Annotated in this window: 12 protein-coding genes; 8 read left to right on the forward strand and 4 right to left on the reverse strand. The window is 53.2% G+C overall.

Annotated elements, in window-relative coordinates; all coding sequences use genetic code 11:
• Positions 1–517 precede the first annotated feature (517 nt).
• Positions 518–1171, forward strand: coding sequence for a peroxiredoxin (locus EAH74_RS22610; protein ID WP_123368812.1), 654 nt, complete (start codon positions 518–520; stop codon positions 1169–1171).
• Between the two features lie 3 nt (positions 1172–1174).
• Here the strand turns inward: EAH74_RS22610 and EAH74_RS33010 are convergent, their stop codons facing one another.
• The gene (locus EAH74_RS33010) at positions 1175–1315 is read right to left on the reverse strand and encodes a hypothetical protein (protein ID WP_161600339.1); all 141 of its coding nucleotides are present in this window, start codon (positions 1313–1315) and stop codon (positions 1175–1177) included.
• A gap of 407 nt (positions 1316–1722) precedes the next feature.
• Between EAH74_RS33010 and EAH74_RS22615 the strand changes: the two genes are divergently transcribed.
• From EAH74_RS22615 to EAH74_RS22635, 5 genes are all read left to right on the forward strand, one after another.
• Positions 1723–2220, forward strand: coding sequence for a VPLPA-CTERM sorting domain-containing protein (locus tag EAH74_RS22615; protein WP_140681199.1), 498 nt, complete (start codon positions 1723–1725; stop codon positions 2218–2220).
• A 459-nt stretch (positions 2221–2679) separates the two neighbouring features.
• Positions 2680–3237, forward strand: coding sequence for a polysaccharide biosynthesis/export family protein (locus EAH74_RS22620; protein ID WP_140681200.1), 558 nt, complete (start codon positions 2680–2682; stop codon positions 3235–3237).
• Positions 3238–3323: 86 nt separating this feature from the next.
• Positions 3324–4379 carry a hypothetical protein gene (locus EAH74_RS22625; RefSeq protein WP_430539795.1) on the forward strand — a complete coding sequence of 352 codons (1056 nt, stop codon included), beginning with the start codon at positions 3324–3326 and terminating at the stop codon, positions 4377–4379.
• A 20-nt stretch (positions 4380–4399) separates the two neighbouring features.
• Positions 4400–5962: a GumC family protein gene (locus EAH74_RS22630; protein ID WP_140681201.1), complete on the forward strand. Its 1563-nt coding sequence runs from the start codon at positions 4400–4402 to the stop codon at positions 5960–5962.
• Positions 5963–6030: 68 nt separating this feature from the next.
• The gene (locus tag EAH74_RS22635) at positions 6031–6762 is read left to right on the forward strand and encodes a CpsD/CapB family tyrosine-protein kinase (protein ID WP_240050547.1); all 732 of its coding nucleotides are present in this window, start codon (positions 6031–6033) and stop codon (positions 6760–6762) included.
• Positions 6763–6806: 44 nt separating this feature from the next.
• On the opposite strand, the gene galE is transcribed toward EAH74_RS22635, so the two are convergent.
• Entirely contained in the window at positions 6807–7784 is a 978-nt protein-coding gene (gene galE / locus EAH74_RS22640; RefSeq protein ID WP_140681203.1) for a UDP-glucose 4-epimerase GalE, read from the reverse strand.
• A gap of 258 nt (positions 7785–8042) precedes the next feature.
• Between galE and EAH74_RS22645 the strand changes: the two genes are divergently transcribed.
• On the forward strand, positions 8043–9689 hold the full coding sequence (locus EAH74_RS22645; protein WP_140681204.1) for a phosphoethanolamine transferase: 1647 nt from the start codon (positions 8043–8045) through the stop codon (positions 9687–9689).
• 64 nt (positions 9690–9753) lie between these two features.
• Here EAH74_RS22645 and EAH74_RS22650 read toward each other — a convergent pair whose 3' ends face one another.
• Complete coding sequence (locus tag EAH74_RS22650) at positions 9754–12372, reverse strand: glycosyl hydrolase family 5 (protein ID WP_140681206.1); 2619 nt, start codon at positions 12370–12372, stop codon at positions 9754–9756.
• A 5-nt stretch (positions 12373–12377) separates the two neighbouring features.
• Complete coding sequence (locus tag EAH74_RS22655; RefSeq protein WP_140681207.1) at positions 12378–13901, reverse strand: O-antigen ligase family protein; 1524 nt, start codon at positions 13899–13901, stop codon at positions 12378–12380.
• Between the two features lie 95 nt (positions 13902–13996).
• Here EAH74_RS22655 and EAH74_RS22660 point away from each other — a divergent pair, with 95 nt between their 5' ends.
• Positions 13997–15373 (forward strand): oligosaccharide flippase family protein, encoded by a 1377-nt coding sequence (locus EAH74_RS22660; RefSeq protein WP_140681208.1) that lies wholly within the window; start codon positions 13997–13999, stop codon positions 15371–15373.
• The last annotated feature ends 120 nt before the right edge of the window (positions 15374–15493 follow it).

Here is a 15493-nt window from a genome sequence, read left to right on the forward strand (position 1 = left end):
TTAGCGCAGACAATCAGGGCAGTTGGATTGGGGAACCCGCAGAATTCGGAAAAAATCGTACGTAAACACTGCCGACAGAGGGCAATCCCTTACGTCTTCTGGGTTGTGTTCGATTGAAGTGCACCTCATCAACCAGGCTGTCCGGCGGTTCACGCGCGCAGCGTCAGAGTAGGGCCACTTTCTGCATTTCCTGACGGCTCGGCGTCAACTTCCATGATCTCAACCTGACAGGCTGAATGCTTGGCGATTTTGTCCGTTTTCTCTATCGACCCCGGACTGCAGTATAGGCAGCATTTGCGGATGAAGTTTTAGTCTCGTAAATCGGCGTGCAGCACCCGTTCGAGAAGACACGCCAGATAGGTGCTCAGTGAATGGGCTCCGGGCGGAAAGCTCCGATAGGTCCGGACATTTACCGCTCGCGCCAGCTCTTCGGCGGGGTGCAGAGCGAAGTCTTCAAGGTCTCCTATACTGGATCGTTCCGAGAGTTTCCCTACCCTTCACAGCGAGGAGAACGCACATGACCATTCGTATTGGCGACGAAGCACCGGATTTTACCGCCGAAACCACCGAAGGCACGCTCCATTTCCACGAATGGATTGGCGATAAGTGGGCCATCCTGTTCTCGCATCCGAAGGACTTCACCCCGGTCTGTACCACTGAACTCGGTTATATGGCCGGGCTCAAGCCGGAGTTCGACAAACGCAACACCAAGATTGTCGGTCTCAGCGTCGACCCGGTCGGTAACCATCAGACCTGGGCCAAAGACATCGAAGAAACCCAGGGCCATGCGGTCAACTACCCTATGATCGGCGACGAGAATCTGGTGGTGGCAAAGCTCTACGACATGATTCACCCGAACGCCAGTGGCGGCACTCGTACTGCCGTGGACAACGCCACGGTGCGTTCAGTGTTCATTGTCGGCCCGGATAAAAAGATCAAGGCGATGCTGGTCTACCCGATGAGTGCCGGGCGTAACTTCGATGAAGTGTTACGGCTGCTCGATGCTATTCAGTTAAACGCCAAGCACACGGTTGCCACGCCGGTGAACTGGCGTCCGGGTGAGGACGTGATCATTCCTACGTCGGTATCCGACGACGACGCAAGAAAGAAGTACCCGGATGGCTTCAAGACGGTGAAACCTTATTTGCGTACGGTGGCGCAACCGAAGTAATGGTCAGGCATTCATCCTGTCTTCAATCGCGATGCCTTTTACACGCATTGCATTGATCTGCTCGGCGCGGGTGCCAGGGAGGTTGAGCATGGTTCCCTGGCACAGCGCCGAGACTTCTACAGTGTTCCAGGGCTGAGTATGCACGGGGAGCCTTTACCTGCCATGCCGTCTTCATGCGTAAAAAACTCTAGGCCTCCGGGTACTTTCAGAAAGTCGCCGACAAACCCGCCTTTACAGACGTCGTCGGCGGTCGAGCCCATGACGTTGTCAAGGTGCTTCGTAGCCCGGTGCAGGGCGCTTTGCCGGGTCATGTGCCAGCGTCCTGATGCGGGCTAACGCCCATGCGTGAAGCTATTTCACATGGATAGAATTCACTGGACTGATGTGCTTGTTGTGGCGTTATTTTGACGCCACCCTCCCTAAAATGAAATTTCGATTTATTATTGTGACGAGCTATTGACGTAATGGCGATGTGCTTATAGGCTCAATTTAACCGATAAAGATTCCTTCAACCGACAAAAGAATAACCCCCTGCGCAAGGAGGCGGTGTTATGCGCTCAACACTTGTCATTAAATTTGTGTTGTTTTCTGTGATCCTGAATGCTGCAGCCGTTGCTAGTGCTCAGGCGACCAGTTTGTCTTATGAAATTAGTCGTATAAGCAACACGAGCGAGGAGTCAAGGCCTCAACTTGGCACGGCTCTTGAAGAGCGTACAAGTGGCGCGTCGCTTACTTTTGGAAAGGGCCTTGGTTTGCCTTCGTTGATCACCGATATTTACTTCGATGATGCCCATTCTGCCAAATTTAACAGTGTCATTCATCACGCTGACTCAGGCGTGGGCGTATCCGTCAATTCTTCTTCGGGTGACGGATTAATGGCGGCGGTTGACACTAAGCAGTTCAAGATTGATTCGACAATCCAGGATAAAAGCCTGGTTGAGGTCTCTGATATCAACCAACTGAATGCGGTACCGCTTCCTGCGGCAGCGTGGTTATTTTCTTCCGCATTGTTTGGTTTTATTGTGGTCGCCAACCGACGGAAGATATAGGTGTTTGTTAACGCTTTTGGTAATAATGGTTATTTAAACGGCCACTCTGGTGGCTGGCTGGACACACGTCTTTCTGTATTGTTTTTGCGGATGATGTCCATCTTGCAATAATACTTAGTGTGTAATCGTTGACATCAGTTAGTTGCGCTGGCAAACGTAGCCATCGCCAGGTTGACAGTGTCACAGTTGAGCCGGCTCAAGCGGGTACGGTGTAGTTAATATTGGCGCGGAGTACATCGGGGGCGGTTTGCTTGCTCCAAACCATTGTTAAATAACACTATTCTGCTGTTTTGTACTAGCGTTCCGGTTTCAGGTGTGTTGCATTGGCGGAATTGACCGCCCAGAAGCTCAAGATGATTGCTGTTTCGTAGTTTCTTTGGCGTGAAATAGGCTAGAGTGATTTGACTAGGTTTTTTTGTTCTAAACTCCTTGCATGGCTACTTAGACGGAGGGATCCCGATGTTCCGTTCATTGATACCTGTGCTCTGCGCGCTGGCTGTTTGGCCCAGCATTTCCAGTGCCGTCGAAAACGACCCGACTTACCGGCTGAGTCCGGGAGATAACCTTTCTGTTTCCGTGTGGGGCGAAGACAAGCTCAAACAGGATGTACGCGTACTTCCCGATGGCAGCATTACCTTCCCGCTGGCAGGGCAAGTCAATGTTGCGGGGCTTGATGCCACCGCTGTCGCGAAGCAAATCGCTGCCAAGCTTGAGGCGTTCATACCTGATCCGCAGGTGAGCGTTGTCGTCACCGGCACCGAAGGTAATCTCGTCTACGTTCAGGGCAAAGTGCTGAAACCCGGCACCGTGCATATGTCAGGTCAAACGTCAGTGCTGCAGGTAATAAGCATGGCGGGAGGGCTCGACAAATTCGCCGATAAAGACGACATTAAGGTCGTGCGACTCAATGGGGCTAGACAAGAGATCCTGCGCGTCAACTACAGCAAGTTGATGTCGGGGGATGACATGTCCACCAATTTTCTACTTAAAGCCGGCGATACGCTGGTCGTGCCTTAGCCTTGCGCGAGGCACTAGGGATTATCTTGCTTGGATTTCGAACGACCGGGGTTGCGACGGCAATCCTGGCTTTGTCGTGTTCGGACATGGCCTATGCTGCTACTTGGCAATCAGCTATAGCAGTGCCTTCGACGGTCGAGTACGACAGCAACCCACTGCTGCTCACGAGTGGTGAGAAGGGGGTGACCCGTACCATCATCGCCCCCGATTACAGCCTTGTGGGTACTTCCGGACGGGATGAGTTCCAGTTCGGTCTCGGATTAAATATCGTGCGCTCGTCGGATACGTCCATCGTTTCGGACCGTGAAGACCCCAGGTTAAAGCTAGGGTGGCAGCGCACGACCGAAACGGGTGCTTTTGGACTCACGGCGAGATATGAAGAAAACTCGACGCTCTCCACGGTGGTTCAGGAAACCGGCGTAGTTGCCTCTGATGGCACGCAAAAGATGTATGTGGTGGGCGGCAACTGGAGCACTGCTCTCAGCGAGCGAAGTACCCTGGTTAACGAGACCGACTACACTCATGTCACTTACGATGTTGCTTCACTGACCAACTATGACGAGCTGGCGACCCGCTTCAGCTGGAACTATGCATGGAGTGAGCAGGTCGAGCTGTTCACCCGTCTTGGCGTGACGCGCTATGAGCCGGAGAAGGGGTCTGCGGTGGCTTCCTCAAACAGCTACACCCCCGCAGTCGGCTTGAATGTCCAATTCTCCGAGCGACTTAAGGGTACGGCCTACGCGGGTCTCAACCAAGTCTCCGGCACCGGTAGCGGCCCCAAAGGCCAAGGCGGTTTAATGTTGCAATATACCGGTGAGCGTATTGATACCAGCATCGACGCCAGTCGTAGCACTCTCGCCAGCGGGGACGGTGGTTTCGTCGAGGTTGATGCCCTGAGGGGTACATGGAGCTATGCCGTCGACGAGACCCGACGCACCGGTTTCGATGCCTCTTGGCAAGACGCAAAAGGCCGGACGCCTAATACCCTGAAAAATTACAGTGCCTGGTTTAGCCAAGAACTCTCGCCTTTTTGGATTGCACGCCTATCCTACACATACAAACAACGCCAGCAAGATGGCTTGCCGGATGCCACTGCAAATGTCGTCGGGCTGATGCTGACTTATAGTTATCCCGGTCTCTGAAATTCAGCTGTGTGAGAAATATGGCCTCTGAATACGAAATGTCGTTCAACGACTACCTAGCTATCATCAAGCACCACGCCCTGCTGTTGATCGTGAGTTTCGTGGTCATACTGGGCGTGTGCATAGCGGTAGCGATCTCTCTCCCGCCGACCTATGAGTCATCTGGCACGATTCTGGTGGAGTCTCAACAGATTTCGCCAGACCTGGTGGCGGCCAACAACAATACCTTTGCCGATGAGCGCATCGAAGTCATTCGCCAGCGCGTGATGACCCGTGAGCATCTGGAAGGGATCATCGACAAATACAATCTTTTTGCTTCGCAAAGTCGGCCACTGAGCGTTAGCGAAAAGATCGAAGAAATGCGCAATGCGATTGTGGTCTCCCTCGTCAGTGCTGCTGTTAAGGGGCGCGGAGAGGTGACGATTGCTTTCCGTCTTTCCTTTGAGCACCGGCAGCCAGAGATTGCGAACAAGGTTGCCAATGAGCTGGTGACGCTGTTTCTGGATGAAAACATCAAGCAGCGCACCGAGCGCGCCAGTGAAACGACAGAGTTCCTGACGCAGGAGGCGGACAAACTCAGGGTGGAACTGGAAGCCCTGGAGAACCGGCTGGCGGACTTCAAGCAGGCACACAGCAACGCGCTGCCCGAGCATCAAGAGCTGCGCATGAATATGTTGACGCGCGCCGAAACCGAGCTTAAAGAGGTCGACCGTGACTATAAAACTGCCCGTGAGGAGTTGCGCTTCAATGAGTTGGAGCTTTCCGCTGCGAATGCCGGGCTAGCGACCAAGCCTGGAACACCCGGTGCGGCAGTTGATAAACCACAGGATCTGGCTAGCCTCAAAGCGGAGTACACCCGGTTGCAGTCGCTGTATACGCAAGCCCACCCCGACGTGCGAGCCGTCAAACGCAAAATTGCTGCACTTGAGGCTAACAAAGGTGCTGATGGTGCAGCAGCTTCGGTCAACCTGGACGTTGCCAAGGCCGAGGCGCGGATCTCCGGAGCAGAAGCACGTATCAAGTCGCTGGCCGATCAAAAGCAGCAAATACTCAGCAAAATAGCCGAATTAGAGGCACAAATTATTGAGGCACCGCAAGTCGAACGCGGCTTGGTCACGGTGATGCGTGACCATGATAACGCTCGTAAGAAATATGAGGAGATTCGCACGAAGGAGATGAGTGCGAAAATTTCCGAAAGCCTGGAGCAGGAAAACAAAGCCGAGCGTTTTGTTCTTCTGGAGTCGCCGCTGATGCCCGAAAAGCCGGTACGGCCGAACCGTAAAAAAGTGGTTGCCATGGGTTTCTTGCTTGCCCCGGTGGGTGCTGGCGCGCTGGTGATGCTCCTCGAGATGATGAGTCAGCGTGTGCGTGGTGCCCAGGCCCTGGCTGCCGTGCTGGGTAGACGCGTATTGGTTTCCATTCCCTACATTCACACCAAGGCTGAACTATCACGCCGCAGGAAGTGGCGAACGCTATTGATCGTCTGTGGAGCCGTGACAATCGCGATCTTTCTGGTGCTCCTGCACTTCCTCTACATGCCTCTGGATCTTCTGATGTTTAAAGCTCTGGGCCGGTTTGCATAAGGAATATAGCCATGGAAATAATCAATCCCGATACCGAAAAAGCCGAGCAACAGACCTCGTCAAAAGCCATGACGCCGACCGCGCAGTCCACAGGTCTGAATGCACTCAGTTATGTGCAAACCAAGGTTGTACCTTTGCGACCAGATCACCTTGAGCGCAACCGCATTGTGGCTTACAACAAAAATTCGAATATGAGCGGGGCATTCGATCTACTGCGTACACAAGTGCTGAAAATCATGGAAGAAAATGGCTGGCGCACGCTCGCCATCACCTCGCCGACTCCGGAGGCAGGCAAGACGGTATTGGCGATAAACCTGGCGATGAGTATCGCGCATCACACGACCAAGACTGCGTTACTGGTGGACTTCGACTTGCGTCGTCCGAAGGTGGGTCAGTATCTGGGTCTGCCGATGGATAAATCGCTTAATGAATTGTTGGCAGATGAAGCTGAACTGCAAGAAGTACTGGTCAATCCGACCTTGCCGCGCTTTGTGGTCCTGCCGACGCGTGAGCCGATTCCTCTTTCCACCGAGGTGTTGTCATCGCCTGCTGTGAGCCATTTGATTGCTGATCTGCGCGAGCGCTACAACTCACGCATCGTGATTTTCGACTTGCCGCCGTTGTTGAGTTCGGATGATGTAATTAACGTCCTGCCCAGGTTCGACTGCGTCCTGCTCGTTGTCGCTAATGGATTGAACAGCAAGAAAGAGATCGAGGAAAGCCTGCATCATCTTGGGACAGCCAATCTGATTGGCACGGTGTTGAACAAAGCCGAGCCCGAAAACCGCTCTTACTACTAGAGCATCACCCGCAGGAGGTCGGCGCTATTGGCTAGCGCCGACGCTCAGTGCCAAGGGTACTTCTGCTCCCAGCTCCAGGCATGCGCCACTATCTGTTCAAGTGAGCCAAATTGCGGTTGCCAGCCAAGTAATGTGTTGGCCCTGCGGGGATCGGCCACAAGGCGTGGTGGATCGCCCGCGCGACGTGGCGCTTCGCTGACAGCGATATCCTGGCCGGTCACGTAGCGCGCGGTATCTATCACTTGCTGTACTGAGAAACCTTGACCGTTACCGAGGTTGAACGCCGTGCTTGCACCCCCTGCCAGCAGATATTCCACGGCAAGCGCGTGAGCGGCAACGAGGTCGACAACGTGGACATAATCGCGAATACAAGTGCCGTCAGGCGTATCGTAATCACGGCCATAGACGGTGATGGTTGCGCGCCGCCCGGAGGCTGCTTGCAGGATCAGGGGCAGCAGGTGGGTTTCCGGTTCATGGCGTTCACCTAACTGTCCTTCAGGGTCTGCTCCGGCGGCGTTGAAGTAGCGCAGGCAGACTGATTTCAGCCCGTATGCACGGTCGAAATCTTCAAGCATCTGCTCCACCATCCACTTGCTGCGTCCATAAGGGTTGATCGCGGCCTTGGGATGCTCCTCATCGATGGGTACATACACCGGGTCACCGTAGACGGCAGCGGTCGAGGAAAAAATGAAGTTTTTAACCCCGGCGCGAACCATCGCCTGTAGCAGTGTCAGGGTGGCGGCGAAATTGTTTTGATAGTACTTGGCAGGTTCAGCGACGGATTCGCCCACCTGTATAAAGGAGGCGAAGTGGAACACGGCATCAAAGTGGTGTCCCGCAAACAAGGTGTTCAGCGCCTGTTCGTCGGCGATGTCCAGTTCGACCAATGTCCCACCCCTCAACGCGCTGCGATAACCCGTTGAGAAATTGTCTGCCACCACAAGCTCGTGACCTGCACTCAGTAGCTGCTTTACCATGTGCGAGCCGATATATCCCGCGCCACCCACCACCAAAAATTTCATCCTGATCTCCGATTTCCTGGGCACTATCGCTGTGCAAGCTACTGCCAGTCGAACTTGATTGTATAACGGCCATCAAGGCAGGTCGCGGGCGGCTTCTTCATTTGCCCCAGAATGCCAAGGGTGAGCAGTGTCAAGCCTTGCGACTCGCTACATTTGGAACGCCAAAGGAGAGAGTATTTCGAACAAGATACAGCGAGCGCGCCAATTGAAGCTACCCTCTGAGGAGGCATTTGGGCATCCTGCGAGAATAATTATCACATGAAAAATTCTGCCAAAATTATCGATTACTCATTAAAAATATTTAAAGCAGAATGGCCAAATTTAGTATTGTGGTCATTTCTGCTATCGCCGTTGATTGTTAGAACGCTAACAAACTACCAATACTCTAAAATTGATTTATTAGTCTTTTATACCCTTGGCATGTCGGTGTTGTGGCTTTTGGCAATTAGATTTATTTCATCCAATCAGTTCAAGGTTCACATCATTCTGCTGCCATTCTATTTGGCAGCAGCTATTGATCTATTTTTGGTTTTGAACTTCAACTCGAGATTAACAGCTGCCTATATATTTATTGGCATGACAAATTATCAGGAGGCAAGCGAATTTCTGCCGACCTATTGGCAGCCCATCAGTATCGTTTTGGTGATTTTCATATTTTGCTATGGGGCTGGATTAATAGGACTGCATAAGCGCGAATTATATAAAAACAAAGGTGTTTTTGTTTTGGTCGTTAGCGCCTTGCTCGTGGGGTATGGGGCGTATTTTTATAAAACCGTCAAACTTAATTCTTTCGGGAAATCTGCAGTCATGGATCTCCTTGCAAAAGATCAAAGCGCGCCAGTAGGTTATTTGTCGCAAATTGCCCTGACTGCAAATTTGTATTTGGGGACGGAGGAACTTATCAAGCGCCGTCGGGAATCTGATGTAAAAATAACCAGCCTGTCGAATCAATCAAATATAGAAACCGTTGTTTTTGTGATCGGTGAGTCATCACGGCCGCAGAACTGGTCGCTTTACGGTTATAACAAGGAAACAACCCCGAATCTCGGTAAGCAGGCGGGGCTTTTCAAGTTTAACAAGATCTGCACGACAGCCCCCTATACCTCGTTTGCGGTTCCTTCGATGCTGAGCCTTGAGCCTATATCGGATTGGGACTCCATTGCGTCAACAAAATCATTGGTGGGTATATATCGCGCAGCCGGGTACATGACCTATTGGTTGTCTGTGCAGGAGGTTGATAGTTTTGGCGGAATAATTCCACAAATAGCTGCAGAGGCACAACACCGTCAATATTTTGAGAGAAGCTATGATGGAGCATTGATTTCAGAATATGAAAAAATACTAAATAAAAGCGATACGGAAAAGAAAGCCATATTCATTCATGTCAAGGGTAGTCATTTCGAGTATTCACGCCGATACCCGGAAAATTTCGATAAATTCAAGCCGTTAACAGACAGCTTCAAAGACAAAACTACCGCAGAATATGATAATAGTATTTTATATACGGACTGGTTGTTGAGCTCAATTATTGATCAATTGAGGTCAAGTAAAAAACCATCTGTCTTGGTTTATTCATCGGATCATGGTGAAAACATGATGGATGACAGTCGAGGGCTCTTGGGTCATGGCATTGGCAATAAATATGACCTCCCGGTTTCGGCATTTATCTGGGCGTCCGATAATGTTTCAAGCCAGCAATCGCTCAAGCTTTTAAAGCTGAAGGAAAGAGAAAGTCAGAAAGTCAGCATATCGTCCTTGCCACATACGCTTTTAAGTATCACAGGGGTTTTTACGAATAAGTACAAAAGTTCGGATGATTTATTAAGTGATGATTTTGTCTCGTCGAAATGTCCATATCTGCTCGGCGCAGGCTATGTTCCATCGTTTGATTTTGACGCCCATTAAATAATCCTCGCTGAACAACGCCGCAAGGCGTTGTTCCATCAAGTCGAGGTCGGCTGCGCATCGCCTAAGGTTGTGCTTGCGTGACGCCTTTTTTCAGAAACAACCAGTTCGACGCCTGCAAGCCGTCGAACTTGATTGTATAGCGGCCATCAAGGTAGGTTGCGGGCAGCTTCTTCATTTGCCCCAGAATGCCGTGGGTGAACAGTGTCAAGCCTTGCGGCGCCTGGATGGTTAGCGTGCCCTCAAGGGGCTCAACGTAAAAAGGTATTTTGTCGTCGTCTTGGGGGACGGCACGGGTGCCTAACGAAATCAGTAAATCCTGCGATCGGCCCAAAGGCGCGTCGTCCAGACTTTGCACCACCACACTGGCGTTGGCGGTCTTCACTTGAACCTTAATGTTGCCGAGGCTGATCGACTCACCGCCGATCCAGCCGGTAGCGGTCTGGGTGCGCGGTGTATTGATGGTGTAGACGCCTTGTTTCCAGTTGCGCTTTAGCTCTCCCGTGTCGGTCGTGGACTCGATGGCATTGGCGTCCAGCAGCGACTGGTCAGGGTCATGGAATTCCTGTGCATTGCTTGGGATAACGCTCTGTTGCAACCAAGGCAATTCCGGCGTCTGTGGCATCGCGATTTCCAGCTTGCCTTTCTCCATGGCTGTGCGCAGGAGAGCAGAGTTGGCCGGTGTGATCATTTGGTTGAACAGGGTGGCTGACGTCGGCGCGAAGACGTAGGTCGTTGTTGCTTCGCGAACGTCTGCACGGCGATAAAGCAAGGCGGCGGCGGGCAGGGTGGCCAGCATTGCAGGGTCGTTATAGGCGTGCCAGTTGTTGGCACTCATCCCTACGCCCCCCATTGGCTCCTGGCTGTAGGCATATTGCATCAGTGCATCCCAGCCTTGGTGGCTGGCGGTGCCGGCGATATAGAGTGGCAGCGAGTGACGGTCTGGTGTCGGGAAGGGCTCATTGTTCCACTCAGTGACGGTCAAGGGTTTGCCGACGACCTGGCCGGCGGCAATCCAATTCACTATGCCGTCGCTGTAGAGCGGGTTTTTCTCGACCTGTCCCGAGCCACCGTAGCTATGGACATCTATTACGTCTCCGGCAGTAAGGGCCGGCAGGGAGTTCAGGCCATTGCGGCCCCAGCTACTGGTCGTGGCGATGGGGACCTTCACGCCTATTCCACGCAGGTGTTGAATCATGTCGATGTTGAAACGTCGCTCCAGATCGTTAAGGAACATCTTGGAGGGGCCTGGCTCCCAGGAGCGCCAGGTCTGGTCTGCAGACAGATTGTGCTGTTTGGCAAAAGCCTCGGCCTCCGCCATGTAGACGCGGTTGTGCTTCGGCACATTCTTGTCTGGCAGCAGGGCGTTGCCAAAGTGGTTGGTGACGTCGTTTTCGTTGGTAATCAGTACGGCGGCAATCGCCGGGTCGTCTTTGTACGCGAGGCCGGTATAGCTGTTTACATGGGTCAGATAGGCTTCGGTAAAGCGCTTCATCGCTTGCTGAATGGTGAGATTTACATAGGAGTAGCCCTTGAGATAGGTGAAATTCTGTTCTTCTTTGGGCAATTCATCGAAGCCATAAATGTTGTCCTTTTCAGTAAAGACTCGCTGGACGTGCAGATCGAGCCACACATAGATGCCTTCGTCTTTCAGGCATTTGATCCACCAGTCGATTTTTTTCAGTGATTCCGGGCTCAGTTGCTGGGTGCTGCGCGTGACCCTGCCGTCGCCAAAGATGTTCGGGAAGACCCATGGCGAGTCATGGTGGTGCAGTCGTACAAGATTGAAGCCCAGTGCCGACAGGCGTTTGGCCTGCAGCTTGATTGCATCGTCTGAGGTTTGGAACAGCGCGTAGGCCGAAAGGTTGGTGCCCCAGAAACGCGCCGTGGTGTTGTCGGCAAATTGCAATTGCTCGCCGGAGGCTTTGACGAAGCCGCGCTTGCCTGCAGGTTTTTCCTGAGCGTTGAGAAAGGACAGGTCGACCGGCGAGGTTTTCCAGTCGAGCTTGTCAGTCGGCCAGCTCTTTGGGTCCGACAAGCCGAAGCGCTCGGTAACGGTTGGGCCGACCGCCACATCGCCAGAAACGCTCAAGGTCGCTGTGAAATCCAGGCGGCCAGGTTTGATCGTGTTCTTGTAGAAAAAAGCACGCACCTCGGATTTACTGCCCGGTTCTAAGTACACACTCGCCAGTGCGGGCTCGAAGCGCATTTCGATGCGTCGCCCTTGCGCATTGCCCCAGGTCCAGCCGCGGTTGTCGGGTAGCAAAGTCGGCTCGCCCATTTCTCCAGCAAAAAGAGCGGGGTCGAATTCGAAGACCATTCCACCACCTGAAACGCCCGACTTCCCGCTGTGTGCATCCACGGCAAAGTTCCAGGTCAGCTTTTGCTCGTCTTGTTTCTGAATCTGCGCAGTCAAGTCGAAATCCAGCGCTTTGTTTTTGCCTGCAAGGGCGTATCGATAAGGGGTGTTTACCTTGAATTCGGTCTGCAAATACGTCCAGTCCCAGTTGCGCCCAAAAAACGAAAATGTCGTAGCAATTGCCGGACTGCCGCCACGCTCCAGCATTGGCAGGCCGTTGCGCTCATCCACACTGACGACCCAGTCCGATGCCCAGGTACGAAGCGGCCAAATAGCAAAAAACAGCAGGAGCAGTATCTGGGGGCTGCGACACAACTGGATCATGGGTTCTACCTGAGTTGGAGATGGGCACTCGCCGTGACGACCGTCGAGGTGTGCTTGAGCCTGCGTGCCATCTGAGCGTAGGCCACGCCCAGTCCAGCCACCGACCAATACACCAGGGGGATGACCGTGATACTGCTAACGGTAACGATGGTGATCAGGATCCCGGCCAGTGTCGCCAGAAGTGCACGTCCGAGTCGGCGTGCCTCATCATCTTCGTTGGGGAACGAACGCATCCCCTTGCGGATGCCCTGCAGAACACTGGCGAAAAAAACCACGAAAAGCGTCAAACCAATCAAACCGAACGACAGCGCTATGCCGATATAGGTGTTCACGATATCGATGATCCCCTGGCCCTGAATCATGGACTGCATTTCCGGTGTGCTGCGGAAATTGAAAGAACCCAGCCAAGGGTTGCGCTGGATAACGATCACGGCGTTATCAATCAAGCGCTGCCGGTAGGTGATATTTTCGACATCCACCGTGCCGATAAACGGTAGCAGATCAAGCATTTTTTGCCCGCCCGGCACGATGGCCAGCACGGGCAGGGCGAGCGCCCCGGCGGCCGCCAGCAGCATCAGGCGTTTGATTGCTTTACGGCCAGTGCCGATGAACACGACGATCATGATGGCTGCACCGATCCAGGGCCCACGCGACAGCGGTGCGTACAGACCACCGGCGAGCAACAGTGCGCCGAGGCTGCGCTGCAATTTGCTACGTACCTCCTCCTGCAAGTACAGGTAAAAGCCGATGGCCACGCTGATGACGAAGCCCAGCGCAATGGCCTGGCCGGTAGTGGCGCTGGCGCGTAATGAGCCACCACGGCTCAAGTAGCCGGGGTCCCATTGCATGCCCATGGCGTAGACAACCGCGCTGTACAGTTGCCAGTTCTTGGCATATTCGAAGAGACCTATTAGCGAAAGCGTCATGGCGGCGAGTACATAACCGAACAGAGCGTCCTTGAAGTCGCTGAGGTTTTTCAGCGCCCGGCTGGCAACGTAGTAAGGCAAAAAAACTTCGATGAACAGGTAGAGCATTTGGCGCAAGGTGTCGGTGACGGTGGTTTCGCGCAGGGAAAGCAGACTCGTCAGCAGGAGGTAGGCGGCTAATATTTTGTCAGGCCAGGTGCGCCCGAAAGGGACCGTGTCGGCGCGCTTGCGCAGAGTGAAAAAAGCCGGAAGCAACACACACAGTGCCAGCACACGAATATGGTTAAGGGCAAAAAAATAGTTGACCAGGCCGAAGCCCGGAATCTCCGCCGTGGCCGGCGGGATGAGAAACAGCAGGAGGAAAAATAGCGCCACGGGATTGCGTTCGCGATTTCGTGCGAAGGTCAAAACGATCGCGGCAATGCCTGCGTACACCCAGAAGCTGTGCGACACAAATGCCAGAAGCGTCAATACGAACCACAGATTGCGCCGACGAGTGAAATTACGGTCGGGAATCAGGTCTGCTGCTGGTCGACGTGCCATGGCAAAAACGATGCCAGTGAGGACCAGAATGACGATTAACGCTCGGAAGTGCTCAGGCATGGATGATTGGACTTATTGATTGATGAGCGACGGCTAGTGGAATGGCCAAACGCGACTATAGTTCGTTTTGAGCCATTGAGTCCGGGGATGATGTTATGTCGTTAGTTGATTTGTCGCCATCGTTGGGCCTTCGTAAGCGAGCGATCTCTGCCGGGGCATGGAATCTGGGGGCGCTGGTTACGTCTCAAGCCTTTCGCTTGGGCGGCAACCTGATAATGGCCCGTCTGCTGATGCCGGAGATGTTCGGCATCATGATGATCGCCATCACCGTTTCTCTGGTTCTGCACATGCTTTCCGATGTCGGCTTGCGCCAGAACATCATCCAGAGCCCGCGTGGCGACGATCCGGTGTTTCTCAATACCATTTGGACCGTGCAGATCGTGCGCGGCTTTATCCTATTTGCTTCGACACTTCTCCTCGCGGCCCTCGCCTGGTATGCACAGGCCCTCAATCTGTGGTCGACCCATTCCACCTACGCCGCACCCGAGTTGCCGCTGGTGTTGGCCGTGACCGGTTTCTCGGCAATCATCGTTGGTTTTCAGTCGACCAAAATCGACTTGGCAGTGCGCTCTTTCCAGCAAAAGAAAGTGGTACTCACCGAGTTTGCGTCTCAGGTCGTCGGGCTGGTGATCATGCTGGGCATCGGTTACTTCACCAGGTCCATCTGGTCGCTGGTGATTGCAGGTCTGGTCCAATCGATGGTCAACACGCTGCTGGGGCATTTCTGGTTTGAGGGCCCGTCTAACCGACTACAGTGGGAGCGTTCTGCGCTCGATGAATTAGTCGGTTTTGGCCGTTGGATACTGTTGTCGTCGGCAGTGGGCGTATTGGCCATGTACGGTGATCGTGTCTGGTTCGGCGGCAGCATGACGACCGCCGAACTGGGCGTTTACTCCATTGCCGTGCTGATTTTGGGAGCCGTTCAGCTTGCGTTGCAAAAGGTAGTCGGGGCCGTGGCCTTGCCGGCCTTCAGTGAGTCCTCAAGAACTAATGACACTGTACGGCTCCACTCTTTGTATTACCGCTTGAAATTGATGCTCGATCTTGCCTGCCTGTTTCTCTGCGGACTGTTCCTGACCGGCAGTCCACTGCTCATCAGCATCTTGTACGATGAGCGTTACGCTCAGGCCGGCAACATGATGGCCATTCTTTCACTCTCTTTTTTCACAATGCGCTACATGCTGGCGAATCAGGTCTGGATTGCCTTGGGACTCACCAAGTACCAGGCCATGGATAACATTATTCGCGTGGTCTCGTTGTGGGTGCTGCTGCCTCTGCTGTTGGCGATTGGCGGGGTCAAATATGCGATTTGGGGCGCTGCCCTGTACACGTTTCCTACGCTTATCCTGGTTTTTTATGTCAATTGTCGTCTGGGGATGTTCAGTCTCAAGCGTGAATTGGTGGTGCTGCCTATGCTGGCGGTGGGGGCATTGTGTGGGGAGTTATTGACGGATTTTGTTAAATGGCTTTGATCTATTTCTCTTGATGTTTCCAAAGCTGCGGCACCGCGTCGCCATTGAGGTATTGATGGCCGTCGCCAAAAAATGTGGCCTTGATGTGTAGTTGAAATTTCCAACGTAATCTCGATGTCG

It is taken from the genome of Pseudomonas mandelii, assembly GCF_006438925.1.
In the GTDB taxonomy this organism is placed as follows: domain Bacteria; phylum Pseudomonadota; class Gammaproteobacteria; order Pseudomonadales; family Pseudomonadaceae; genus Aquipseudomonas; species Aquipseudomonas mandelii_C.

What these genes read in the sequence shown, in the direction of transcription:
- EAH74_RS22610 (WP_123368812.1), top strand. Translation starts at nt 518, where the DNA reads ATGACCATTCGTATTGGCGACGAAGCACCGGATTTTACCGCCGAAACC.
- EAH74_RS22615 (WP_140681199.1), top strand. Translation starts at nt 1,723, where the DNA reads ATGCGCTCAACACTTGTCATTAAATTTGTGTTGTTTTCTGTGATCCTG.
- EAH74_RS22620 (WP_140681200.1), top strand. Translation starts at nt 2,680, where the DNA reads ATGTTCCGTTCATTGATACCTGTGCTCTGCGCGCTGGCTGTTTGGCCC.
- EAH74_RS22625 (WP_430539795.1), top strand. Translation starts at nt 3,324, where the DNA reads ATGGCCTATGCTGCTACTTGGCAATCAGCTATAGCAGTGCCTTCGACG.
- EAH74_RS22630 (WP_140681201.1), top strand. Translation starts at nt 4,400, where the DNA reads ATGGCCTCTGAATACGAAATGTCGTTCAACGACTACCTAGCTATCATC.
- EAH74_RS22635 (WP_240050547.1), top strand. Translation starts at nt 6,031, where the DNA reads ATGACGCCGACCGCGCAGTCCACAGGTCTGAATGCACTCAGTTATGTG.
- galE (WP_140681203.1), bottom strand. Translation starts at nt 7,784, where the DNA reads ATGAAATTTTTGGTGGTGGGTGGCGCGGGATATATCGGCTCGCACATG.
- EAH74_RS22645 (WP_140681204.1), top strand. Translation starts at nt 8,043, where the DNA reads ATGAAAAATTCTGCCAAAATTATCGATTACTCATTAAAAATATTTAAA.
- EAH74_RS22650 (WP_140681206.1), bottom strand. Translation starts at nt 12,372, where the DNA reads ATGATCCAGTTGTGTCGCAGCCCCCAGATACTGCTCCTGCTGTTTTTT.
- EAH74_RS22655 (WP_140681207.1), bottom strand. Translation starts at nt 13,901, where the DNA reads ATGCCTGAGCACTTCCGAGCGTTAATCGTCATTCTGGTCCTCACTGGC.
- EAH74_RS22660 (WP_140681208.1), top strand. Translation starts at nt 13,997, where the DNA reads ATGTCGTTAGTTGATTTGTCGCCATCGTTGGGCCTTCGTAAGCGAGCG.